The sequence below is a fragment of the Antarctobacter albus genome (assembly GCF_900101505.1).
GTDB lineage: Bacteria > Pseudomonadota > Alphaproteobacteria > Rhodobacterales > Rhodobacteraceae > Antarctobacter > Antarctobacter albus.
In genome coordinates this window covers 566,291-587,708 of the sequence record NZ_FMZI01000001.1, presented here as the reverse complement: position 1 = coordinate 587,708, position 21,418 = coordinate 566,291, and the positions used below count along the sequence as shown (strand labels likewise).

Sequence of the window (21,418 nt, the reverse complement as noted above, 5' to 3'; positions counted from 1 at the left end):
CAAGGATGCGACCGATAGTCCGGTTCTAAACGGTGGACACATCACCTCGCGGTCGTTAGTTATTCATGAAATTGAATAAGGTGTGACTGCAGCACCGGCCCCCTGGCGAGGGTCGAAAGTAGAAGGAGGAGCCCGGTGGACTACACCGCGAAACTGGATGACGCCCTGAACCGTCTGCACGAAGAAGGCCGTTACCGCACCTTCATCGACATCGAGCGCAAGAAGGGCCAGTTCCCGCATGCCACCTGGCGCAAGCCGGACGGAAGCGAGACACCGATCACCGTCTGGTGCGGCAACGACTACCTGGGCATGGGGCAACACCCGGTTGTCCTCGAAGCCATGCACGAGGCGATCGACGCCACCGGCGCCGGCTCGGGCGGGACGCGCAATATCTCGGGCACTACGGTCTATCACAAGCGGCTGGAGGCCGAGCTGGCGGACCTGCACGGCAAGGAGGCGGCGCTGCTGTTCACCTCTGCCTATATCGCCAATGATGCGACGCTGAGCACGCTGCCCAAGCTTTTCCCGGGCCTGATCATCTACTCGGATGAGCTGAACCACGCCTCGATGATCGAGGGCGTGCGCCGCAACGGCGGGGCCAAGCGCATCTTCAAGCACAACGACCTGGACGATCTGCGTGCCAAGCTGGAGGCCGACGATCCCGCCGCGCCCAAGCTGATCGCCTTCGAATCGATCTACTCGATGGACGGCGATTTCGGCCCGATCGAGGCGATCTGTGACCTGGCGGATGAATTCGGCGCGTTGACCTACATCGATGAGGTCCACGCGGTCGGCATGTACGGTCCGCGCGGGGCAGGGGTGGCGGAACGCGACCGCCTGATGCACCGCATCGACATTATCAACGGCACCCTGGCCAAGGCCTATGGTGTGATGGGGGGCTATATCGCCGCCTCGGCAAAAATGTGTGACGCCGTGCGCTCTTATGCACCGGGGTTCATCTTTACGACTTCGTTGCCGCCCGCGGTCGCCGCCGGTGCTGCCGCCTCGGTCCGTCATCTCAAGACCGACCAGGAGCTGCGCGACAGGCACCAGACCCAGGCAAAGATCCTCAAGACCCGGCTCAAGGGCATGGGCCTGCCGATCATCGACCACGGCAGCCATATCGTGCCTGTGATTGTCGGCGATCCGGTCCATACCAAGCAGCTGAGCGACATGCTGCTTGAGGGCTATGGTATCTACGTGCAGCCGATTAATTTCCCGACCGTTCCGCGTGGCACCGAACGTCTGCGGTTCACCCCCTCGCCGGTGCACGGCCCCGACGAGATGGATCGTCTGGTGCGCGCGATGGACGAATTGTGGAGTCATTGTGCGCTAAATCGCGCTGAACTCGCCGGCTAAACCCCGCCAATACCTGTCAAATGGCTTGAGATGTGTTAGCCTTACCGCAATAACCGGGTTGCGCGAATCGTGCAGCCCGGACCGGGCAGGCACATAATTGATGGGTAGAATGGGGCAGTCTCGCAATGATCGGGCGCAAATCCCAGCACCGTGACGACAACGGCGACGACACGTCGCCGCAGAGCTTTGACGACTACACCCTGAAACTGGGTGACGTCATGCGCGGTGAACGGGCGACAATGGGCAAGTCGCTGCTGGATGTGCAGCGAGAGCTGCGCATCAAGGCAAGCTACATCGCCGCAATCGAAAATTGCGATCCGTCCGCCTTTGACACGCCGGGGTTCATCGCTGGCTACGTCCGATCCTACGCCCGCTACCTGGGAATGGACCCGGATGAGGCATTCGCGCATTTCTGTGCGGAAAGCGGCTTTTCCGTTGCGCACGGCATGTCGCAAGAGGCCTCTGTCATCCGCAAACCCAAGAACGACGAGGCGCGCGCGCGCAACCGCGATTCCATTGCGGAACCGCGCATGCCCTTTGCCCCGGCCAATGACAGCCTCCTGTCACGGGTCGAACCCGGCGCGCTGGGATCGTCGCTGGTGTTGTTGGCCCTGATCGGTGGCATCGGTTACGGTGGTTACCGCGTGTTGCAAGAGGTGCAGCGCGTGCAGGTCACGCCGGTCGATCAGACCCCCATCGTGTTGAGCGAGCTGGATCCGCTGCAGGCGGCCATCGCGCCCAGTGCGCGCGACGAAGGCGATGAAACCACGCAGGCCGGGGTCTTTACTCCGCCCACGACCGAAGCCTTTGACCGTCTCTATCGTCCGCAGGCGCTGGACGTTCCGGTCCTTGTGGCGCGTGACGCCCCGATCTCGACCCTCGACCCCGAACGGGTCGGGGTCTTTGCCGGCAGCGGGCCGCGCGGTCTGCCGAATGTGCAGGACAGTTCACTGGCTGCCGCCGCCCTGGCGGACCGCCTGGTCGCCGAAGGCGTGATCCCCGAATCCACAGATGGCCCGACGCTTGTCAGTCCGCTCGCCGCGGCCAGCGGTGTCATGGTCGTCGCCGTGCGCCCGGCCTGGGTCGAGGTCCGGTCCGAGAATGACGGCGTGCTGGTCTCTCGCGTGTTGAACGCGGGCGAGACTTTTGCCGTTCCGCGTGATGCCTCCAGCCCGCGCATTCGCGTTGGTGAATCCGGTGCGGTCTACTTCAACGTCGACGGTCGGACCTACGGCCCCGCCGGCCAGCCCGGACGAGTCACCAGCAATATCTCGCTGACCGGCGCTGACGTCGTTGATCGCTATGATGTCGCGGATTCGGCCAGGGACCGCGATCTGGCCTCTGTCCTTGTGGATCTGAACCTGGCCGCGCCGCAGGTGGCCCGGGCAGAGCCGGTGCAGCGCGCCGGTCAGAAGCCGATCCCCACCGACCTGGCACGGAACGTACCGAACATCCCGCCGGTCGCCCGGCCCGAAAGCATCGCTCTTGCGGCGGCCATTGCCGCGGCGCCTGCTCCTTCGGTTCCCGCAACGCAGCCGGTCGCGCCTGCGCCCGAACCTGTCGAGGTGGCGGAACCGGCCCCCACGCCGGAACCCGTGCAGCCCAACGTGCCGCGCGTCACCGCCGAACGCGCCCCCGGCATCACGGTGGTGGCCGTAGCGGAAACCTGGGTCGAGATCACCTCGCCCTCGGGCAAGAAGCTGTTGGCACGCCTGCTGAAACCGGGTGACACCTACCAGGTGCCGCAGACGGACCAGGCGCCGACGATCTTCTCGGGCAATGCGGGCGGTGTCTTTTTTGCCGTCAATGGCGAAACCTACGGACCCTATGGGCCCAGTGGCCAGTTCGGGCGTGATCTGGCCTTGTCCGCCGGGGACATCCAGCGCGAGATGCAGGTTGCTGACCTGACCCGGAACCAGACACTGGCCAAGGTCGTCGCGGAACTGGACCTGCAGGGCCAGTAACGACACGCGGCGCGATGGCGCACGGGCTGGTCTGTGGCGCGCGCAGGGACTAGTGTCCGCCTCGAGACCAACGCAAACACAGGACAGAGCGCATGAGCCTCAATCACGTCCGCCCGTGGCGCAATATCTATCGTCGCACATCCCGGCAGATCATGGTGGGAAACGTCCCCGTCGGGGGGGGTGCACCGATCAGCGTGCAGACCATGACCAACACGGTCACCACGGATATTCCCGGTACGATCAAGCAGGTACAGGCCGCAGCTGACGCGGGCGCCGACATTGTCCGGGTCTCTGTCCCCGACGAAGACTCCTCGCGCGCGCTGAAGGAGATCGTGCGCGAAAGCCCGGTGCCGATCGTCGCCGACATTCATTTCCACTACAAGCGCGGGATCGAGGCCGCCGAGGCCGGAGCCGCCTGCCTGCGGATCAACCCGGGCAACATCGGCAGCCAGGACCGCGTGCGCGAGGTGATCCAGGCGGCGCGCGATCACAACTGCTCGATCCGGATTGGCGTGAACGCGGGCAGCCTCGAAAAACACCTGCTGGAGAAATACGGCGAACCTTGTCCCGACGCGATGGTCGAAAGCGGGCTGGATCACATCAAGATCCTGCAGGACAACGATTTCCACGAGTTCAAGATCAGCTGCAAGGCCTCTGACGTCTTCATGGCCGCCGCCGCCTACCAGCAGCTTGCCGAACAGACGGACGCGCCCATCCACCTTGGCATCACCGAGGCCGGGGGCCTCATGTCCGGCACGATCAAGAGCGCCATCGGGCTGGGCAACCTGCTGTGGATGGGGATCGGTGACACGATCCGCGTATCTCTGTCGGCGGACCCGGTCGAAGAGGTCAAGGTCGGCTACGAGATCCTGAAATCGCTTGGCCTGCGCCATCGCGGCGTCAACATCATCTCATGCCCGTCCTGTGCCCGGCAGGGGTTCGATGTGATCAAGACCGTGGAAGTGCTTGAAAAAAGGCTGGAACATATCAAGACGCCGATGAGCCTGTCGATCATCGGCTGCGTCGTGAACGGCCCCGGCGAGGCGCTGATGACGGACGTCGGCTTTACCGGCGGCGGCGCGGGCAGCGGCATGGTCTACCTTGCGGGCAAGGCCAGCCACAAGATGTCCAACGACCAGATGATCGAGCACATCGTCGAAGAGGTCGAGAAGCGGGCAGAAGTCATCGAGGCCGAACAGGCGGAAGCGGCGGAGTAGCCCGCCTCATTCCGCCAGGTATCGCCCCAGCACAAAGGCGGGCATCTCACCCCGGATCAACCTGTCCCGCATGACATATGAGGGCAGGGTGTCCAGCGTGAGCGCCTGCATCAGCGCGGCGTTTTCGGGCTCATCCGTGTCCAGCAGACGCACCGGGACCCCCTGCGCCTGGGCCATGTCCTGCAAGTCAGTCCAGGCCGTGCCACAGCTGCCGCACTCCGGCCCGCTGAACATGACGATCACGGCGCCGCCGTCACCGAACAGCGCCGGCGCATGGCTTGCGATAAGGTCCAGGTCGCCCTGGCGTTCATCTTCATAGAAATCTGTCGGTGCTGGCGCGCTCAGCGCCCGCAGCCGTTCCGACAGCGTCATCTCCTGCGCCAGCACGGGGCTGGCGCAGAAGGCGCAAAACAGAAGCGCGGCCCGGATCACTCGGCGGCGCGCTGGTCTTCGATGATCTGGCGCATGGTCGGCAGCGGGGCGTAGCCGCGCACCATTTCCTCGCCGAAGACGAAGCTGGGTGTTCCGTTGATGTTCATGGCAATGGCCAGTTCGCGGGTTTCCGCGATGCGGCGGGCGACTTCGTCACTTTCCATCTCGGCCATGATCGCATCGGCATCCAGGCCCAGTGTCTGCGCGATCCGGCGCAGCGGTCCGTTGCCCGGGTTGCCTTCCAGCGTGATCAGCGCATCATGCACGGCCTTGTAGGCCTCATCCCCGGCCACGATATGCGTTGCCACGGCGAATTTGGACGACACCATCGAGGCCTCGCCCAGGATCGGGAATTCCTTGAGGATGTAGCGGATGTTGCCATCGCTGGCGATCAGCTCTTCGACCTCGGGGTGGGCGCGGCGGCAATAGCCACAGCGGTAGTCCATGAACTCGATCACGGTGACGTCGCCATCGGGGTTGCCGCCGACATAGGAGAACCCGTCATCCAGAAGGCGCGCCATGTTGTCGGTCACCAGGGCGTCGTCCTGCGCCGCCTGTGCCTGTTTTTCGCGGTCTTCGAGGACGGCGACGGCCTCCATGATGACCTGCGGGTTTTCCAGCAGGTATTCGCGCACCTGTGCCCCGAAGGCCGCGCGCTGGTCGGGCGTCATGGACGAGAAATCAAAGCCGCCGTCGTCCTGGGCCTGCACCATCGGGGCCGCCAGAAGGCAGAGGGCAGCGGCACTGCCGCGAAGGAATTTGGTCGAGGTGAACATGGGGACTCCCAATCATGTTGTCTGTTATTTGGCCTGTTTCGCCGCACTTAGCACATCCTGTGCCCGTTGCCACGGGGCAGAGCCGCGGGGCAGCGTGGCAACCGCGCGTTCCGCGTGCAGCCTTGCGTCCTTGAGGCTCCCTTGCAGGGCATAGCGTTCCGCGGTCACGACCGAGGCCATGCCCGGCTGCCCGGTCTTGGCATAGGCGACGGCAAGGTCACGCAAGACGCGGGCATCGGTGAAATCACGTCCGCGTGCCGCCTCGAGTGCCTTGAGAGCCTGCCGGTGGTTCCCGGTCGCCAGCAGCGAACGACCCAGCCCGCCCAGGATCAGCGGTTCGCGCGGGGCGCGATTGGCAGCCGCCTGGTAGACCTGGACGGCGGCGCCGAACTGGCGCGACTCCAGCAGGATCTGACCCTTGAGCTCCAGCAGGTAGGGATCGCCGGGGCGCAGCGCGATGGCGCGGTCGATGGCGGAGAGGGATTTTTTCAGGTTCGACTGGCGGTGCCAGGCCACGGCCTCGCGCATGTGGGCGATGTCCTGGCTTCCACTGTCCTTGAGGCGCCGTAGCGTCCAGGACGGCGCACGCTTGAAGGCAGTCAGCTTGCCCTGCGCCCGTTTGAACCAGTATTGCGCGGTGGCATCCCGGCCCGGACTCTTCTGTCCCGCCACCAGCGCCTCGAGCGCGCGCTGGCGGTCGCGGGTCATCGGGTGGGTGCGCATGTAGGGGTCCTGGCGACCGACTGACAGGGCTTCTTGCCCGCGAAAGAGCTTTTGCACCTCCAGCGCGCCGCGCGGATCGACACCCGCGCGCATCATGAACCGGACAGAGGAGATGTCGGCGGCGGATTCCTCGGCCCGGGTATGCGACATGAACAGCCGCATGGCCGAGGATTGCGACCCGATGGCGGCGGCAGCGGCGGCCTGGCTGTTGGCCCCTGCCGCCGCGGCGGCAGCGGCCAGCGCCATCCCGATTCCAGCGGCGGTGCGCGCGGCCCGCAGGTTGCCCAGCCGGCGCGCGATATGGCCATTGGCGATATGCGCGGCCTCGTGCGCGATCACGGCCTGCAAAGCCTCTGCACTGTCCAGCCGCATGATCAGGCCGGAATGCAGAAAGATATGCCGCGTATCGGTGACAAAGGCGTTCAGCGACCCGTCGTCGATCACGATGATCTTGACCTGCTGCGGGCTGAGGCCGGCGGCGGTCAGAATGGGCGCGGCAAGCTGGCGCAGCGCATATTCCATGTCCGCGTCGCGCAACAGCGTGGTGGCCGCCTGGGCCGGAACTGCTGCCAGAATGGACAGAGCCATGACCAGGGCGGTCAGACGGGACAGGATCGTGTGGCGTATCATTGACGGGCTGCTCCTTGTGCTCGTAAGCCTCACTGGCGACACAGTAGAGAGGCAGGCATGCGGAATTCAAGGCGGGGCGCGGTTGATCCCTTTATCGTGATGGACGTGATGGAAGCGGCACGCCTGGCAGAGGCCGGCGGGCGCAGCATCGTCCACATGGAACTGGGCCAGCCCGGCACCCCTGCGCCCGCCGCGGCCCGCGCCGCCCTGACGCGCGACATGGAAAACGATCCTCTGGGATACACCGTCGCGCTTGGGCTGCCGGAACTGCGCGCCCGCATCGCGAAACTCTATGATGAGTGGTACGGGATCGACCTGGATCCGGGCCGGGTGGTGGTCACGCCAGGGTCCTCCGGCGGCTTCATTCTGGCCTTTACCGCGCTGTTCGATGCGGGCGACCGGATGGCCCTGGGGGCGCCCGGATACCCGTCGTACCGGCAGATCCTCAAGGCGCTGGACGTGACCCCGGTCGAGGTGCAGTGCTCGGCGGAAAACCGCTATCAGCCCACGCCCAGCGACCTCGCCGGCATCGACTACGAGGGGCTTTTGGTTGCCAGCCCGGCGAATCCCAGCGGCACGATGCTGGAAAAGCCGGAACTGGCCGCCCTGATCGCGGACGCCCAGGCGCGGGGCGCGGCCTTTCTGTCGGATGAGATCTATCACGGGATCGAGTATGAAAAGGACGCGGTCTCGGCGTTGGAAATCAGCGACGATGTCGTGGTGATCAACTCCTTCTCCAAGTATTTCTCGATGACCGGCTGGCGGATCGGCTGGCTGGTGGTGCCCGAGGACATGGTCCGCCAATTCGAACGCCTGGCCCAGAACCTGTTCATCTGTCCGACACATGCCGCCCAGGTTGCGGCGCTTGCGGCGCTGGACGCACAGGACGAGCTGGAAGAAAACCTGGCCGTCTATGCGCGCAATCGCCAGTTGATGCTGGACGGCCTGCCGCGGATTGGCTTCGATCGGATCGCGCCGCCGGACGGGGCCTTTTACGTCTACGCGGATGTGAGCCATCTGACCAATGACAGCCGAGCCTTTGCCCGCGAGATCCTGGACCAGGCGGGCGTGGCCGTGACGCCGGGGCTGGATTTCGACCCGGTGCGGGGGGGCGGCACGCTGCGCTTTGCCTATGCCCAGTCGACCGAGGAGATCAAGGAAGGGCTTGCGCGGCTCGGGGCCTTCATGGCCGCACGCGGGCAGGGCGCCGCCTGAACCGGTCCGTCCGGGATTGATCGACCTGGCCGGATGCCCCTAGAGTGCGGCAAACACCGGAACCGGGGCAGATGAGCAGATTTCTTACTTTCCTGATGGCGCTGAGCCTCTGGGCCGGCAGCGCCGCCGCGCAGGATGCCGGGCTCGCCCGGCTGATCGACGGGCGGATCGAGGATCGCCGGTTCGGCGGCACCGAGCTGACGCTGACCCTGTCGCAGGGCGTGCCCTGGCGGGTGTTCACCCTGACAGAGCCCGACCGGCTGGTGCTGGACTTCGCCGAGGTCGACTGGCAAGGTGCCGATCCCGCCGAGCTGGACCAGAGCGACCGGATCAGTGCCCTGCGGATGGGGTTGTTTCGCCCCGGCTGGTCGCGGCTGGTGGCTGAACTGGCAGAGCCGATGCTGGTGCAAAGCGCCGGCATGCGCGTTCTGCCCGATGGGGCGGGTGCCGAACTCGCCCTGCAACTGGAACCGGGTGATGCCGAGCGCTTTGCCAACACCGCCGGTCCGCCGGCCGATCCGTCCTGGGTCCAGACCCGCCCGCGGGCCCGCCGCTCTGTCCCGGACCCGGACCGCCCCCTGACCATCGTCCTTGACCCGGGGCACGGAGGCATCGACCCCGGCGCGCAGAGGGATGGCGTGACAGAGGCGGACCTGGTGCTGACATTCGCGCTGGAACTGCGCGAGATCCTCTTGCGGTCGGGTGACTACGATGTGCGGCTGACCCGGCAGGAGGATCGCTTTGTCTCTCTCGAAGGGCGAGTGAAATATGCCCATGAGGTCGGGGCGGACCTCTTCATCTCCTTGCACGCGGATGCGCTGGAAGAGGGTGTGGCGCATGGGGCCGCAGTCTACACGCTGGCCGAAGAGGCGTCCGACGCGGCCTCGGCGGCCCTGGCCGAACGGCACGACCGGGACGACCTGCTGGCGGGGCTGGACCTGACCGGAACCGATGACAGGGTCGCCCAGATCCTGATGGATCTGGCCCGGCTCGACAATACGCCGCGCAGCCAGGCGCTGGCCGAACACATCGTCGCCGGGATCGACGGCTCATTGGGCCATGTGCACAAGGACCCGCTGCGTCAGGCGGCTTTTTCGGTGCTGAAATCGGCTGACATTCCATCCGTGCTGGTCGAACTTGGGTTCCTGTCGACGGAACAGGACCTGCGCAACCTGCAGGACCCGGTCTGGCGATCGGGCATGGCGCGCGGCCTGCGGGACGGGATCGCGGCCTGGGCATTGGAGGACGAGGCCCTGTCGCGCCTGCGACGGCAATAGGGCGCCTTTCGGCAAACCGCCGCCCGGCGCGCGTCGATGTGTTTTGACCCATGCCCTTATGCGCTATAAACACGGCTTCAGTCGGGTAGCGGGAGCCGCATGTGCTGCGTTTCATCTTTTCCTTCTTCGGGGCGATCTTCTCGGTCGTGACAATGGGCGCCATGATGGTCGCGCTGACCATCGGGGCCGTGTTCTGGATGTACGGGCGCGACCTGCCCAGCCACGAACACCTGGCGCAGTATTCGCCGCCGACGATCAGCCGGATCTATTCCGCCGAGGGCCGCGTGATCGACGAATTCGCGCAGGAACGGCGCCTGTTCACGCCCGCGCGCGAAATCCCGGACATGGTCAAGCATGCCTTCATCTCTGCCGAGGACAAGTCGTTCTATACCCACAATGGCTATGATCCGCGCGCCATCGTGTCGGCGGCCATCGACACTGCACGCGGGAACACGCGCGGCGCCTCGACGATCACCCAGCAGGTGATGAAGAACTTTCTTCTGTCGGGCGACCGTCGCGTTGAACGCAAGATCAAGGAGATCATCCTGGCCAGCCGCGTCGAAGGCGCGCTGGACAAGGAAAAGATCCTTGAACTGTACCTGAACGAGATCTTCCTGGGCCAGAACGCCTACGGCGTCACCGCCGCCGCGCAGGTCTATTTCAACAAGACCCTGTCGGAACTCGCCCCGCATGAGGCGGCGACGCTGGCCTCGTTGCCCAAGGCGCCGTCGGATTACCATCCGGTGCGCCGCAAGGAGCGTCTCCGCGAACGGCGCGATTTCGTGCTGAAGGAAATGTTCGAGAACGGGTATATCGACGAGGCCACCTATCAGGCCGAGGTCGCGATGCCGCTGAAATCCGTTCAGAACGGCGATTTCGAACCTTACCAGCGGTCGCTGCCACCCCGTGACTATTTCACCGACGAGATCCGCCGCCAGTTGAGCCGCGACTTTGGCGAGGAACAGTTCTTTTCCGGCGGGTATTCCGTTCGCGCGACGCTGGACCCCGAGATGCAGGGGAAGGCAGCCCAGGCGCTGCGCAGCGCGCTGGAACAATACGACCGTTCGCGCGGGGAATGGCGCGGCACCGGCAAGACGATTCCGGCCGATACCCTGGGCGACGAGGCAAAGTGGCGCGAAGCCCTGGCCGACCTGCGCGTGGCCCGCGACATCGAGCTGGAACACCCCTGGCACGTGGCGGTGGTGCGCGAGGTGCGCGACAATTCTCTGCTCCTTGGGATCGAGGACGTGGCTCTGGACGATCCACGCGGCATGACCGTGCCCCGATCCGACACCGACTGGTTCAAGGGCAGTCTTTTCGACAATTTCGAACCCGGCGACGTGATCCATGTCCGCCAGATGACCCAGGACAGCGACGGTGCTTTCATCCGCTGGAGCCTGCGGCAGGTGCCCGAAGTGCAGGGCGGTTTCATGGCGATGGACGCCCACACGGGCCGCGTCATCGCCATGCAGGGCGGGTTCTCGTACCAGAACTCGGTCTTCAACCGGGCGACGCAGGCGATGCGCCAGCCGGGGTCGAGCTTCAAGCCCTTCGTCTATGCCTCGGCGCTGGATTCGGGCTATTCGCCCGCGACCATCGTTGTCGACGCCCCGATCGAGGTGGACACCGGTGCCGGCGTCTGGCGCCCCAAGAACGCCTCTCACCAGTATTACGGCCCGACACCGCTGCGCACCGGGATCGAACGGTCGCGGAACCTGATGACGATCCGCCTCGCGCAGGAAGTGGGCATGGACATCGTCGCCAGCTATGCCGAGAAATTCGGCGTCTACGACCGCATGGGCCTGTCCATCGCGAACTCGCTGGGCGCGGACGAGACGACCCTGTTCCGCATGGTCGCCGCCTATGCCATGTTCGCCAACGGTGGCGAGCGGGTCGAACCGACGCTGGTCGACCGGGTTCAGGACCGCTACGGCACCACCGTCTATTCGCATGAATCCGTCTTTGGCAACAAACGGGTCTGCGTCGATTGCGACAACCCGGACCTGCCGGAGGGGCAGGCGCCGCGTATCGCCGACGAGCGTGAAAGGGTGATGAACGCCGTCACCGCCTACCAGTTGACCTCGATGATGCGCGGCGTCGTCGAGCGTGGCACCGCCGCGCGTACCGTCAACCTCAGCGTGCCGACCGCGGGCAAGACCGGCACCACGAACGACGCCAAGGATGTCTGGTTCGTCGGCTTCACCTCGAACATCGTGGCGGGCTGCTACATCGGCTACGACACGCCGCGGTCCCTGGGCCGCGGGGCCTCGGGGGGCGGCATGTGCGGCCCCGTGTTCAACGAATTCATGAAGGAAGCTGTCAAGAAATACGGGGGCGGCAACTTCAAGGTTCCCGAGGAATGCCAGTTCATCAAGATCGACCGTTTCTCTGGCGCGCGTCTGCCGGACGATGCCAGCGGCCCCAACGTCGTTTCCGAGTGCTTCCGCCTCGGCGAAGAGCCCATCTTCGGCGTGATGTTCGACGGCGGCTTTGCGATCTCGGGGACCTTTGACGTGATCCAGCCGGACGGATCGACCGTCGCGCAGGAGGTCACGACCTCGACCGGCGACAAGGCCATCGTGGGACCAAAGGCGGGCTTTGGCACGCTCAGCTCTGGCGGGCTGTACTGACATACTCGTCCGCGAGGACGGGCAGGGCCGGGCACCGAGCTCAATCGGTCCGCCCTGCCGTTCCCCGGCTTGCCCGTCCGCTTGCCCCTTGCTATCACGCATCACCCGAGAGGACCGAGACAGGACCATAAGACATGCGCGCAGAGACCCAGAACCACGTGGAAAAGATCGAGAAATCGCTCGACCTGCTGGCCCAGCGCATGGACTGGGGCACGGCCCAGCACCGGCTGGAGGAATTCAACGCCCGGGTCGAGGACCCGAACCTCTGGGATGACCCGGCGGCGGCGCAGAAACTGATGCGCGAGCGTCAGCAGCTGGTCGACGCGATGGAAACCTACACGGCCATGAAACAGGATCTCGCCGACCAGATCGAATTGATCGAACTGGGCGAGATGGAGGACGACCAGGAAGTCGTTTCCGAGGCCGAGGCGGCGATCGCCGCGCTGGTCGACAAGGCCGCCAAGAAGGAACTCGAGGCGCTGCTGAACGGCGAGACCGATGGCAACGATGCCTTCCTGGAAATCAAGGCGGGTGCCGGCGGCACCGAGGCCTGCGACTGGGCGCAGATGCTGGCCCGGATGTACGTCCGCTGGGCCGAAAAGCGCGGTTTCGAGGTTGACCTGCAGGAAGAGCAGGCTGGCGCCGAGGCGGGTATCAAGTCCGCCACCTACCAGATCAAGGGGCCGAACGCCTATGGCTGGCTGAAGTCCGAGTCGGGCACGCACCGGCTGGTCCGCATCTCGCCCTTCGGCAAAGGGACGCGCGAGACGAGTTTCGCCGCCGTGGGCGCCTACCCGGTGATCGACGACAACATCGAGATCGAAGTGAACCCGGCGGATATCCGCATCGACACCTTCCGGTCCTCGGGCGCCGGTGGTCAGCACGTCAACACCACCGACTCGGCGGTGCGGATCACGCACGCGCCCACGGGGATCGTCGTGACCTCGTCGGAAAAGTCGCAGCACCAGAACCGGGACATCGCCATGAAGGCGCTGAAATCGCGGCTCTACCAGCTGGAATTGGACAAACGGAACGCCGAGGTCAACGCCCTGCACGAGGCCAAGGGGGATGCGGGCTGGGGCAACCAGATCCGGTCCTACGTGTTGCAGCCCTACCAGATGGTCAAGGACCTGCGCACCAACTACGAGACCGCCGATACCTCTGGCGTTCTGGATGGTGACCTTGACCCCTTCATGGCGGCGACCCTGGCGATGAACGTGGCAGGCAAGAGCCGCGCGGACGCCCAGGCCGAGGACTGATCCTCGGCGGTGGGAGGGGGCGCTGCCCCCGCGCCTTCGGCGCCCCCCGAGGTATTTTTCAAACCAAAGAAGCCGGGCCGCGCGCCTGACGCGGCCAAGGCGCAGCGCTGGAGTGTGGGGTCGTCCAATCGTCCGCCTGCGCGTGTGCCAATGGCGTCGGCGCCAAACCTGTTCTTGCCTGCGCGGGTCATATCTCCTTTACTGAATGCCGGAGGAAAGGCTCGGTAGGAGGAAAGCGATGCCCGATACCCCCAAGCCCGGTGTTCCGGTTCTAGGCCCCGTCGACGCGGCAATGCTGCGCGAGGCACTGCGGCGCGGCTGGAGCGACCTGCGTCGCGCGCCGGGCTTTGCCCTGCTCTTTGCCTCTGTCTACGTCCTGGGTGGCTGGTTCATGGCCTGGATCACCTGGATCACTGGGCAGAGCTATTGGCTGGTCTTCGCGGCCATCGGCTTTCCCCTGATTGCGCCCTTTGCGGCGGTGGGGTTCTACGATGTCAGCCGCAGGATCGAGCAGGACCGTCCCCTGGACTGGATGCAGATCCTGAGCGTGGTGAAACGCTCTGGCGGCGGGCAGTTGCCCTGGCTGGGGGCGGTGGTGCTGGTGATCTTCCTGTTCTGGTTCTTCCTTGCGCACATGATCTTTGCGCTGTTCCTTGGCCTGTCGACGATGACCAATGTCTCCAGCTCGCTGGACATCTATTTCACCGCCAACGGGCTGACGATGCTTGCGGTCGGCACCGGGGTCGGCGCGGTTTTTTCGGTTGTGCTCTACATGATCTCGGTGCTGTCGCTGCCCATGCTGCTGGACCGGGACATCGATTTCGTGACCGGGATGATCACCTCTTTCAGCTACGTCCAGAAGCACCCGGTGCCGATGTTCGCCTGGGCCGTCTTCGTGGCGGCGGTCACCTTGGTATCGATGCTGCCCGGGTTCCTGGGGCTGTTCGTCTCGCTGCCGCTGCTGGGGCATGCCACCTGGCACCTGTACGACATGATTGCCTATGGCACCCGGCACGAGGCCGAGGCGCATGCGGTGGCCTAATGGTGGCTGAGAGGCGCCTGGCAGCCCCTCTCAGCCATGTTGTCAGGCCTCGCGCCCCTCGGCCTTGAGACGCGCATGCAGGGCCGTGGCGCGCGTGTCACCCAGCTCCAGCGCAAAGACATAGGCATGGGTCAGGTAGAAACAGGCGGCATCCAGGTCGTTCACCGTCTCTGCCGCCTGCGCGTACAGGCCCACCAGCGCAGGGCGATCATCCGCCGCATGCGCTGCGAGCAGCATATCGTCCAGCGCCATCATTCGGCCGCGTCCGACAGGCTGCGGTGGGTCTGTATCTTGGCGGCGACCCAATCATGGAAACAGTGGGTGGGGCTGTCCATCGCGGGCGAGAACCGGCCGCCGTCAAAGCCCGAGGCGTAGCGCCCGCGCTGCATGCCCTCGACGACAAAGATGTCTTCCTCGAACACCGTCTTCCACAGCTGCGTGTTGCGCTGCCGCAGCCCGCTGTCGGTCTTGGGCTGGGAATAATAGAGATGGATGTTCTCGACCGTCTTGCCCGGTCCCTCGGGCAGAAGGACGATGGCAAAGGCGTGGTCGCGGTGCACGCCCAAGAGGACGTTGGGATAAACCGCGATGTATTCGGCGGCGGTGTCCCACTTGTCGCTGATCCCCTCGAAATCGGGGAAGGGCTCTCCGTTCTCGTTTGTGACCTGCCGGTAGACCAGCGTGCCCTGGCCGGAATAGGCGCCGGGCTGTTCGATGTTGTAGTGGTCTTCGAGCCGTGAATAGGAGTTCAGGCCGGGGTGGACCCAGGGCAGGTGGTAGCTCTCGCAGTAGTTCTCGACCGCAAGTTTCCAGTTGGTCTGGACTTCCAGCGTGATCGTGCTGTCGGCGCCGCCGTGATAGACCGGCTGTTCGAACTCCGCCCAGCGGGTCATGACGTCGCTCATCGCCTCTTCGAAGGCCGGCGCATCCCCCGTGACGTTGATCCAGACCACGTCGCGCCAGATGTGGCTGCGGACCTCGATCAGGCCAAGCGTCGCGCGGTCGATCGCCTCGTGAGTGTTGTGACCGGGGCCGCCCACGTGCGGCGTGCTGACGAGGCGGCCATCGGAGCCGTAGCACCACGAGTGGTAGGGGCAGCGGATCGCGCCCTCGATCTTGCGGGCTTCCTCGACCAGGATCATTCCGCGGTGGCGGCAGATGTTCTGGAACACGCGCACGGCGCCGTCGCGGCCCCGCAGCAGCAGGAGCGGCATGCCGAGGAAGGTGATCGGCTTTGCATCGCCGTTCTCCGGCACGTCCGCAGCCACGGCCAGTCCGGCCCACTGGGAAAAGAGCAGCGCGTCGCGCTCTTCGGCGAAGACGACCGGGTCGATGTAATGCGCATTCGGCAGGCCATTGGCCTGGGCGACGGGACGGCGGACGCTGTCAAGATCGGTCGGGGCAATGGTCATGGGGAAAGGCCTTCTGCTGACGTGGATTGGACTCCGCGTTAGTTGCAGAATGCGCTCTTGTCCCGAACAAACCCGACACGGATTGTATCAAAGCGACCTTGGATGGCGCCGGTGGGTTCTAGACGAAGGGTTCGCCGGGTTTCAGCAGGTTGCGCTGGTAGGTCAGCAGGTCGGATTCAAGGCAGAAGCCCGAGCTGCGCGCCGCGGGCAGGACATCCTTCATCCTGCTGCCGAGGTACTCGTAGACCAGGCGTTCAACCCGCCTTCCGGCGACGTTCTCGCGGACCGTGCGGGTCACGTAGCCGGCCCAGAAGTTGTTCTCGAAGGACGGGATGCGCGCAAGGTAGTTGAAGGAGGAGGTGATCGAGCCATGCCGGCTGACCAGGGCGGCAATGCCGTCTTCCTGGGGGATCACCGCGCCGCGGAATTCTCGTGTGGCGGGATCCGTGGGCAGACCCTGCTGGCGCATCGCATCCTTGGCTTCGAACCCCTTGAGAAAGGTGCCCTGGCGATTGCGGAACACGTAGATCAGGCCGCGCACGAACATGTTCTCGTCTAGGAAACTGCGCCGCGCGAAGCGATAGAACCCGCTGGGAAAGTCCTCTTCCCCGACAGGCCGGGTGGCACCGCCCAGGAAATCCGAGATCGCGGGGTTGTTGAAGATGCTGGCATTGCCGCCGCTGATGTCGCTGACGGGTTCCAGAAGGATGCGCGCGTCGACGTTGAAATAGGTACAGATCCTATGCAGCACGTCCGGCCGCGGGAAACTCTCGCCGGCCAGGTAGCGGTTGTACTGGGTGCGGTTGATCCCCAGCTCGCGGCAAAGGGCCGAAATCGATGGCGCGCGTTGTGACAGCTGTCTCAGGTTGGCGCCAAGCATGCTGCGGAGTTCGGACGGCGTCGGGCCTCGCTTGGTCGAATTTGTGGCAATTCTTTCCGCCATGTTGTCGCGATCCTGTCCCGTAGTGCCTTTGAAGTGCAGCATTTTAACCTTTTGACCCGAACCTGTGGCGGCTCTTGATGCGAAGTAGCGTCAGTGTTGATGCTCATTGGCGCCAAAAGTGACGTCTTGCGCCACAAAAATCAAGGAGGCGACACGGAAAATAATCTGTCGGCTTGGAAAGGATTCCTTCACCCTGAACAGGCGACCATCAGTGGGTGTACTAATGCAAGATCAGATGTTTGGCGTTGTATTGTGGGCGGATGCCAGTGACAGCAAAGCTGTGATCTGGTGCGAGGACCACGGCAATCTCGCCTATTACACGGCAGCGGAGCAGAACCTGCACGACTGTTTGGACCTCGATGCAGGGGACCTGATCCAGTTCGACCTGCGTGAAGAGCGGGACGTTCGCAGGGCGCGCAACCTGCGTCGGGTCGATGCGGGCTTTGCCCCGGCCATCGTCCATGAACTGAAAACCCGCGGCCCGGCCAAAACCGCGCCCACGGGCAATGTTGTCAGCTTTCCGGAGGCGCGTCGCGCCAGCTGAAACGGCGGGCCGGGATCCAGCGGATCCAGGCCACGCTTCTGTGAACCTTCAGGCCCCGCGTGCCAGCGCGGCCACACCGGTTCTCGCGACCTCGGTCAGGCCCAGCGGGCGCATGAGGTCGGCGAAGGCGTCGATCTTGTCGGGCGTACCCGTCAGCTGAAAGACAAAGCTTTCCAGCGTCGAGTCGACGACATTGGCACGAAAGATATCCGCCAGCCGCAGGGCCTCGACGCGTTTGTCCCCCGATCCCGCAACCTTCAGCAGGGCCAGTTCGCGCTCGACGGATTTGCCTTCGACCGTCAGGTCGTGCACGTCGCGCACGGAGACGATACGCCCCAGCTGTGCCTTGATCTGTTCGATCACCTGCGGTGTGCCGCTGGTGACGATGGTGATCCGGCTCAGGTGACCTTCATGGTCGACCTCTGCCACGGTCAGGCTGTCGATGTTGTAGCCACGCCCCGAGAACAGCCCGATCACGCGCGCCAGCACGCCCGGCTCGTTCTCTACAAGCACGGCGACGGTATGCGTCTCCTGCACGTCCGAGAAATTCGGGCGGAGGTTGTAGGCGGAGTGCTTGCTCGAGCCTTTCTTGATCTTGAGTGCTGACATCTCTGGGCCTTTCTGAGGAGTGCCGGCCCGCCGGGCGACGGGCCGCGGAAGGTTTAGCCAAGATCGAGGGCTTTGACCAGAAGAGAGCGGCGCAAAAGGCCGTCCCCACGGCATTTAATGGCCTGTCAATCGTTTCGCGCTACGCCGGTTCCGCCGCGCCCCGGGCGCGTTGCCCACTGGAAAGCCGCCTTGATGCCCGCCACGGACTCCGACACGGAAAAAGACGCCCGGATCTGGTCGGACGTGATCCACCTGATGCCGGCATGGACGTGGCAGGCGGATGCCGATTTCCGGCTGCGCTACGTGAACATCCGCCATTCGGGCCTGCGCATGACCGCCGACGAATTGATTGGCCTGCGTATCCTGTCGCCAGAGGGACAGGGTCAGGACCAGGCCGGGATCGACCGGTTGATGCAGGTGATGCGCGCGGGCCAGGAAATCCGCAGCCTCAGCTACGAACGCGTGCTGGTCAACGGCAGCCGGGCGGTCCTGATGGACAGTGCCGTTCCGCTGCACGACGCCGACGGGCGGTTCGCCGGCTATCACGGCATCACGCTCAACATCAGCGATGTGCTGCGCAAGGCCGAGGTCGCCGATTCCCTGATCGCAGGTCTGAACCGCCGCACCGCCGCGCTGGAACAGAGTCTTGTCGCCAAGGCCGCCGAGCTGACCGAAACCAATCGCCTGCTGACGGAAATCGTCGAGGGCATGGGCGAGGGGCTGCTTGTCACCAGCGGCACAAGGATCGATGATCCGGAAAACCGCATCCTGCGGGTCAACGCCGCGTACCTGCGCCTGCACGGTCTGGGCAACGGCGACGTTCCCGTGGGCATGCGGTTTCGCGATCACATCGACCAGCTGATCGCCTGGAACAAGGCGACCGGGGACGAACAGTTTCACGTCGAAGTGCAGGAGATGCTGAGCGCAGGGGAAAAGGTGATGCTGCGCATCCCGGATTCGGGGCGAAGTTTCTACCTGCAGGCCACGCCGCGCCCCTCGGGCGGGCATGTGCTGGTCCACACCGACATCACCGACCTGCGCAACCAGAACGCCGCCTTGCGGGCGGCGCGGGATGCGGCGGATGTGGCGAACAAGGCCAAGTCCAGCTTTCTCGCCAACATGAGCCACGAGATCCGGACCCCGATGAATGGCATCGTCGGCATGGCGGACCTGCTCACCGAAACCGATCTCAGTGCCGAGCAGGCCGACTATGTCGCTACGATACGCAGTGCCGCGCTGGCCCTGACCTCGCTGATTTCGGACATCCTCGATTTCTCCAAGGTCGAGGCCGGCCGCCTGGAAATCGAACAGGCGCCTTTTGCCCCGGCGTCGCTGGTCGAGGAAGTGCGACACCTGTTGGTGCCATTGGCCGGGCAAAAGGGGCTGGGCCTGCGCTGCACCGTGGATGCGGATGTTCCCGGGGTCGTGGCTGGCGATGCGTTGCGAATCCGCCAGGTGCTGATGAACCTGATGGGCAATGCAATCAAGTTCACGGTCGCGGGCGAGGTGTCCCTGCACCTGTCACGGGTGGCGCCCTCGGGTGGCAATTTGCGCTTTGCGGTTGCCGACACGGGTATAGGCATCCCCGCGGATCGGCTGTCCGCGATATTCGACCCGTTCGAGCAGGTCCACCAGGGGCGCGACCGCGCCTTTGAGGGGACCGGGCTGGGGCTGACCATCTCCAAACGGTTGATCGACGCGATGGGCGGAGAAATTTCCGCCCGGTCCGATCCGGGTGTCGGGTCGGTCTTTGTTGTGGATCTGCCCTTGCCTGCGGTTGCGTCTGGTAAACCGCTGTCGGAACCCCTAGCCTTGGCTCAGATGCGGCTGGACGGCATTCGCGTCCTCGTGGCCGAGGATAACCGCACCAATCAGGCAGTCGCCCAGAAGCTGCTGGAACGGCGGGGCGCCGCGGTCACCCTTGTCGACGATGGCCGCGCGGCGGTCGAGCTTTTTCATCCCGACCGTTTCGATCTTGTCCTCATGGATCTTTCGATGCCGGTGATGAACGGACTGGATGCCACCCGCATGATCCGCGAGACCGCCCGGCTGCGGGGGTGGCCTCACCGGCCAATCATCGCGCTGACCGGCAACGCCTTCGAGAAGGACCGCGAAGAGGCCCGGGCTGTCGGCATGGATGGGTTCCTCAGCAAGCCTGTGCGCAGCTCGACCCTGATGCAGGCCATCGCCACGCAGCTGGAGGGCGGGGATGGGACAAGGGTTGCCGGCTGACGTCGATGACCCTCAGAACCCGAGGAGCCGTGGGGACGCAATGCGGCGCAAGGCATAATACAGCAGGACAGGGCCGATCAGACCGGCCAGGGTGCCCATCACCAGGTGCACCGTGGCATCGGTGGTGAACTTGAACAGGACGATCCGCGTGGCAGCCGTGAACAGCGTGTGTGCCAGGTAGATCGGCATCGAGAGCTGCCCCAACCGTTCCAGCACGCGGCCCAGACGCCCGCCATCGCCCTGCGGGGCATTCATCATGACGATGAAACAGAGCGAGAGCAGCGCCGCGACAACCTGAAAGCCCAGCACGGTTTCGGGCAGGGCAAAGCTGACCAGTTGCACCGCGACGAAAACCGTCATTGCCTTCAGCGCCACCGGCAGACCCGAGGGCAGAGGCGGTTGTCGTGCCAGCCAGATGCCCAGCAGAAAGATCCCCAGGTGCAGCGCGGCGTTCACCGTCAGCGGCCCCAGCGGCAAACCGGGAAGCGAGACCAGCCCGCCGGCACCCAGTGCGAGAACCAGCCAGAGCCAGGCCGGGCGCGGTGACTTTCCCGGCACCGCGACAAGCAGACCGAGCACCTGGATCAGGAACAGCGCCCAGAGGAACCACAGGTGATCGCGCGGCGGCAGGGGCCAAACCAGCAGGCCGGACAACCCCTCCGGATTGTTCGCCGCGCCACCGGCGAGAAAACGAAAACCGGCAAAGACATAGGTCCACAAGAGCAGGGGCCAGAGCAGGCGGATCGCCTTGTCCTTCATGCCCCGGACCAGCGGACGGCGGCGGGCCGAGGCCTCGAAGGTGACGCCGGACAGCAGAAAGAACAGGGGCATGTGGAAGCTGTAGATCACCGTCTCGACGGTGCGGAACAGCGTGCCCGGGGCCAGCACCCCCGACGCTTGCGCGCCGAGCCAGGCATGGCCGAAAACCACGAGGATGATGCCCGCGCCCTTGGCCCGGTCCAGCCAGTGCAAGCGGCCTGCTGGGTCGCTCATCCTGTCACCTCCGCGCGGTATGAAGATCGGTTCGATGCCATGCTGGTCCGGTTATGCCGGGATGGTGGCGAAAATGCGCCGGGATAGCGGTCCGTCATGGATTTCAACAAGACGGTGTCTCCGGCGCAACCGTAAGGCGGGCGGGCAAAAAAAAGCGCGCC

18 protein-coding genes are annotated in these 21,418 nt (G+C 64.9%); 10 read left to right on the top strand and 8 right to left on the bottom strand.

The window, feature by feature from the left end; translation table 11 throughout:
* Positions 1-135: 135 nt before the first annotated feature.
* The 3 genes from hemA (at position 136) to ispG (ending at position 4,540) form a co-directional block, all read left to right on the top strand.
* Entirely contained in the window at positions 136-1,359 is a 1,224-nt protein-coding gene (gene hemA, locus BLQ71_RS02835) for a 5-aminolevulinate synthase (RefSeq protein WP_043138704.1), read from the top strand.
* Positions 1,360-1,484: 125 nt separating this feature from the next.
* Positions 1,485-3,323 (top strand): helix-turn-helix domain-containing protein, encoded by a 1,839-nt coding sequence (locus tag BLQ71_RS02830; protein WP_074620626.1) that lies wholly within the window; start codon positions 1,485-1,487, stop codon positions 3,321-3,323.
* A 92-nt stretch (positions 3,324-3,415) separates the two neighbouring features.
* A complete protein-coding gene (gene ispG, locus BLQ71_RS02825) occupies positions 3,416-4,540 on the top strand; it encodes a flavodoxin-dependent (E)-4-hydroxy-3-methylbut-2-enyl-diphosphate synthase (protein ID WP_074620625.1) in 1,125 nt (374 codons plus the stop codon).
* A 6-nt stretch (positions 4,541-4,546) separates the two neighbouring features.
* On the opposite strand, the gene BLQ71_RS02820 is transcribed toward ispG, so the two are convergent.
* From BLQ71_RS02820 to BLQ71_RS02810, 3 genes are read right to left on the bottom strand one after another with little or no spacing between them, the layout of a single operon-like run.
* Positions 4,547-4,972 (bottom strand): hypothetical protein, encoded by a 426-nt coding sequence (locus tag BLQ71_RS02820; protein ID WP_074620624.1) that lies wholly within the window; start codon positions 4,970-4,972, stop codon positions 4,547-4,549.
* On the bottom strand, positions 4,969-5,748 hold the full coding sequence (locus BLQ71_RS02815) for a DsbA family protein (protein ID WP_043138713.1): 780 nt from the start codon (positions 5,746-5,748) through the stop codon (positions 4,969-4,971). Before BLQ71_RS02815 ends, BLQ71_RS02820 begins: the two co-directional genes overlap by 4 nt.
* 24 nt (positions 5,749-5,772) lie before the next feature.
* Positions 5,773-7,101: a M48 family metalloprotease gene (locus BLQ71_RS02810; RefSeq protein ID WP_074620623.1), complete on the bottom strand. Its 1,329-nt coding sequence runs from the start codon at positions 7,099-7,101 to the stop codon at positions 5,773-5,775.
* A gap of 57 nt (positions 7,102-7,158) precedes the next feature.
* On the opposite strand from BLQ71_RS02810, the gene BLQ71_RS02805 reads away from it, so the two are divergent.
* From BLQ71_RS02805 to BLQ71_RS02785, 5 genes are all read left to right on the top strand, one after another.
* Positions 7,159-8,316, top strand: a complete 1,158-nt coding sequence (locus BLQ71_RS02805; RefSeq protein ID WP_074620622.1) for a pyridoxal phosphate-dependent aminotransferase — start codon at positions 7,159-7,161, stop codon at positions 8,314-8,316.
* A 71-nt stretch (positions 8,317-8,387) separates the two neighbouring features.
* A complete protein-coding gene (locus BLQ71_RS02800) occupies positions 8,388-9,593 on the top strand; it encodes an N-acetylmuramoyl-L-alanine amidase (protein ID WP_074620621.1) in 1,206 nt (401 codons plus the stop codon).
* A 101-nt stretch (positions 9,594-9,694) separates the two neighbouring features.
* On the top strand, positions 9,695-12,223 hold the full coding sequence (locus BLQ71_RS02795) for a penicillin-binding protein 1A (RefSeq protein ID WP_074620620.1): 2,529 nt from the start codon (positions 9,695-9,697) through the stop codon (positions 12,221-12,223).
* A gap of 134 nt (positions 12,224-12,357) precedes the next feature.
* Entirely contained in the window at positions 12,358-13,482 is a 1,125-nt protein-coding gene (prfB, locus tag BLQ71_RS02790; protein WP_043138724.1) for a peptide chain release factor 2, read from the top strand.
* 238 nt (positions 13,483-13,720) lie between these two features.
* Positions 13,721-14,524 (top strand): DUF2189 domain-containing protein, encoded by an 804-nt coding sequence (locus tag BLQ71_RS02785; RefSeq protein WP_074620619.1) that lies wholly within the window; start codon positions 13,721-13,723, stop codon positions 14,522-14,524.
* Positions 14,525-14,566: 42 nt separating this feature from the next.
* Here the strand turns inward: BLQ71_RS02785 and BLQ71_RS02780 are convergent, their stop codons facing one another.
* The 3 genes from BLQ71_RS02780 to BLQ71_RS02770 all read right to left on the bottom strand — a co-directional run bounded on the left by BLQ71_RS02780 (position 14,567) and on the right by BLQ71_RS02770 (position 16,816).
* Positions 14,567-14,779 (bottom strand): hypothetical protein, encoded by a 213-nt coding sequence (locus BLQ71_RS02780; RefSeq protein ID WP_172429916.1) that lies wholly within the window; start codon positions 14,777-14,779, stop codon positions 14,567-14,569.
* Positions 14,776-15,936, bottom strand: a complete 1,161-nt coding sequence (locus tag BLQ71_RS02775) for an aromatic ring-hydroxylating oxygenase subunit alpha (protein ID WP_043138730.1) — start codon at positions 15,934-15,936, stop codon at positions 14,776-14,778. Before BLQ71_RS02775 ends, BLQ71_RS02780 begins: the two co-directional genes overlap by 4 nt.
* Before the next feature lie 118 nt (positions 15,937-16,054).
* Complete coding sequence (locus tag BLQ71_RS02770; RefSeq protein WP_043139126.1) at positions 16,055-16,816, bottom strand: helix-turn-helix domain-containing protein; 762 nt, start codon at positions 16,814-16,816, stop codon at positions 16,055-16,057.
* Positions 16,817-17,102: 286 nt separating this feature from the next.
* On the opposite strand from BLQ71_RS02770, the gene BLQ71_RS02765 reads away from it, so the two are divergent.
* A complete protein-coding gene (locus tag BLQ71_RS02765) occupies positions 17,103-17,423 on the top strand; it encodes a hypothetical protein (protein ID WP_069086674.1) in 321 nt (106 codons plus the stop codon).
* A gap of 48 nt (positions 17,424-17,471) precedes the next feature.
* Here BLQ71_RS02765 and ilvN read toward each other — a convergent pair whose 3' ends face one another.
* Positions 17,472-18,032 carry an acetolactate synthase small subunit gene (gene ilvN / locus BLQ71_RS02760; protein ID WP_043138735.1) on the bottom strand — a complete coding sequence of 187 codons (561 nt, stop codon included), beginning with the start codon at positions 18,030-18,032 and terminating at the stop codon, positions 17,472-17,474.
* Positions 18,033-18,224: 192 nt separating this feature from the next.
* On the opposite strand from ilvN, the gene BLQ71_RS02755 reads away from it, so the two are divergent.
* Complete coding sequence (locus BLQ71_RS02755; RefSeq protein ID WP_074620618.1) at positions 18,225-20,264, top strand: hybrid sensor histidine kinase/response regulator; 2,040 nt, start codon at positions 18,225-18,227, stop codon at positions 20,262-20,264.
* Positions 20,265-20,276: 12 nt separating this feature from the next.
* On the opposite strand, the gene BLQ71_RS02750 is transcribed toward BLQ71_RS02755, so the two are convergent.
* Positions 20,277-21,257: an acyltransferase family protein gene (locus BLQ71_RS02750; protein WP_083342125.1), complete on the bottom strand. Its 981-nt coding sequence runs from the start codon at positions 21,255-21,257 to the stop codon at positions 20,277-20,279.
* Positions 21,258-21,418 lie beyond the last annotated feature (161 nt).

Bases quoted from the DNA above. Each gene is read 5' to 3' on its own strand.
- BLQ71_RS02830 (WP_074620626.1), top strand. From the start codon at position 1,485: ATGATCGGGCGCAAATCCCAGCACCGTGACGACAACGGCGACGACACG.
- ispG (WP_074620625.1), top strand. From the start codon at position 3,416: ATGAGCCTCAATCACGTCCGCCCGTGGCGCAATATCTATCGTCGCACA.
- BLQ71_RS02815 (WP_043138713.1), bottom strand. From the start codon at position 5,748: ATGTTCACCTCGACCAAATTCCTTCGCGGCAGTGCCGCTGCCCTCTGC.
- BLQ71_RS02810 (WP_074620623.1), bottom strand. From the start codon at position 7,101: ATGATACGCCACACGATCCTGTCCCGTCTGACCGCCCTGGTCATGGCT.
- BLQ71_RS02805 (WP_074620622.1), top strand. From the start codon at position 7,159: ATGCGGAATTCAAGGCGGGGCGCGGTTGATCCCTTTATCGTGATGGAC.
- BLQ71_RS02800 (WP_074620621.1), top strand. From the start codon at position 8,388: ATGAGCAGATTTCTTACTTTCCTGATGGCGCTGAGCCTCTGGGCCGGC.
- prfB (WP_043138724.1), top strand. From the start codon at position 12,358: ATGCGCGCAGAGACCCAGAACCACGTGGAAAAGATCGAGAAATCGCTC.
- BLQ71_RS02785 (WP_074620619.1), top strand. From the start codon at position 13,721: ATGCCCGATACCCCCAAGCCCGGTGTTCCGGTTCTAGGCCCCGTCGAC.
- BLQ71_RS02780 (WP_172429916.1), bottom strand. From the start codon at position 14,779: ATGATGGCGCTGGACGATATGCTGCTCGCAGCGCATGCGGCGGATGAT.
- BLQ71_RS02775 (WP_043138730.1), bottom strand. From the start codon at position 15,936: ATGACCATTGCCCCGACCGATCTTGACAGCGTCCGCCGTCCCGTCGCC.
- BLQ71_RS02770 (WP_043139126.1), bottom strand. From the start codon at position 16,816: ATGCTTGGCGCCAACCTGAGACAGCTGTCACAACGCGCGCCATCGATT.
- BLQ71_RS02765 (WP_069086674.1), top strand. From the start codon at position 17,103: ATGCAAGATCAGATGTTTGGCGTTGTATTGTGGGCGGATGCCAGTGAC.
- ilvN (WP_043138735.1), bottom strand. From the start codon at position 18,032: ATGTCAGCACTCAAGATCAAGAAAGGCTCGAGCAAGCACTCCGCCTAC.
- BLQ71_RS02755 (WP_074620618.1), top strand. From the start codon at position 18,225: ATGCCCGCCACGGACTCCGACACGGAAAAAGACGCCCGGATCTGGTCG.
- BLQ71_RS02750 (WP_083342125.1), bottom strand. From the start codon at position 21,257: ATGAGCGACCCAGCAGGCCGCTTGCACTGGCTGGACCGGGCCAAGGGC.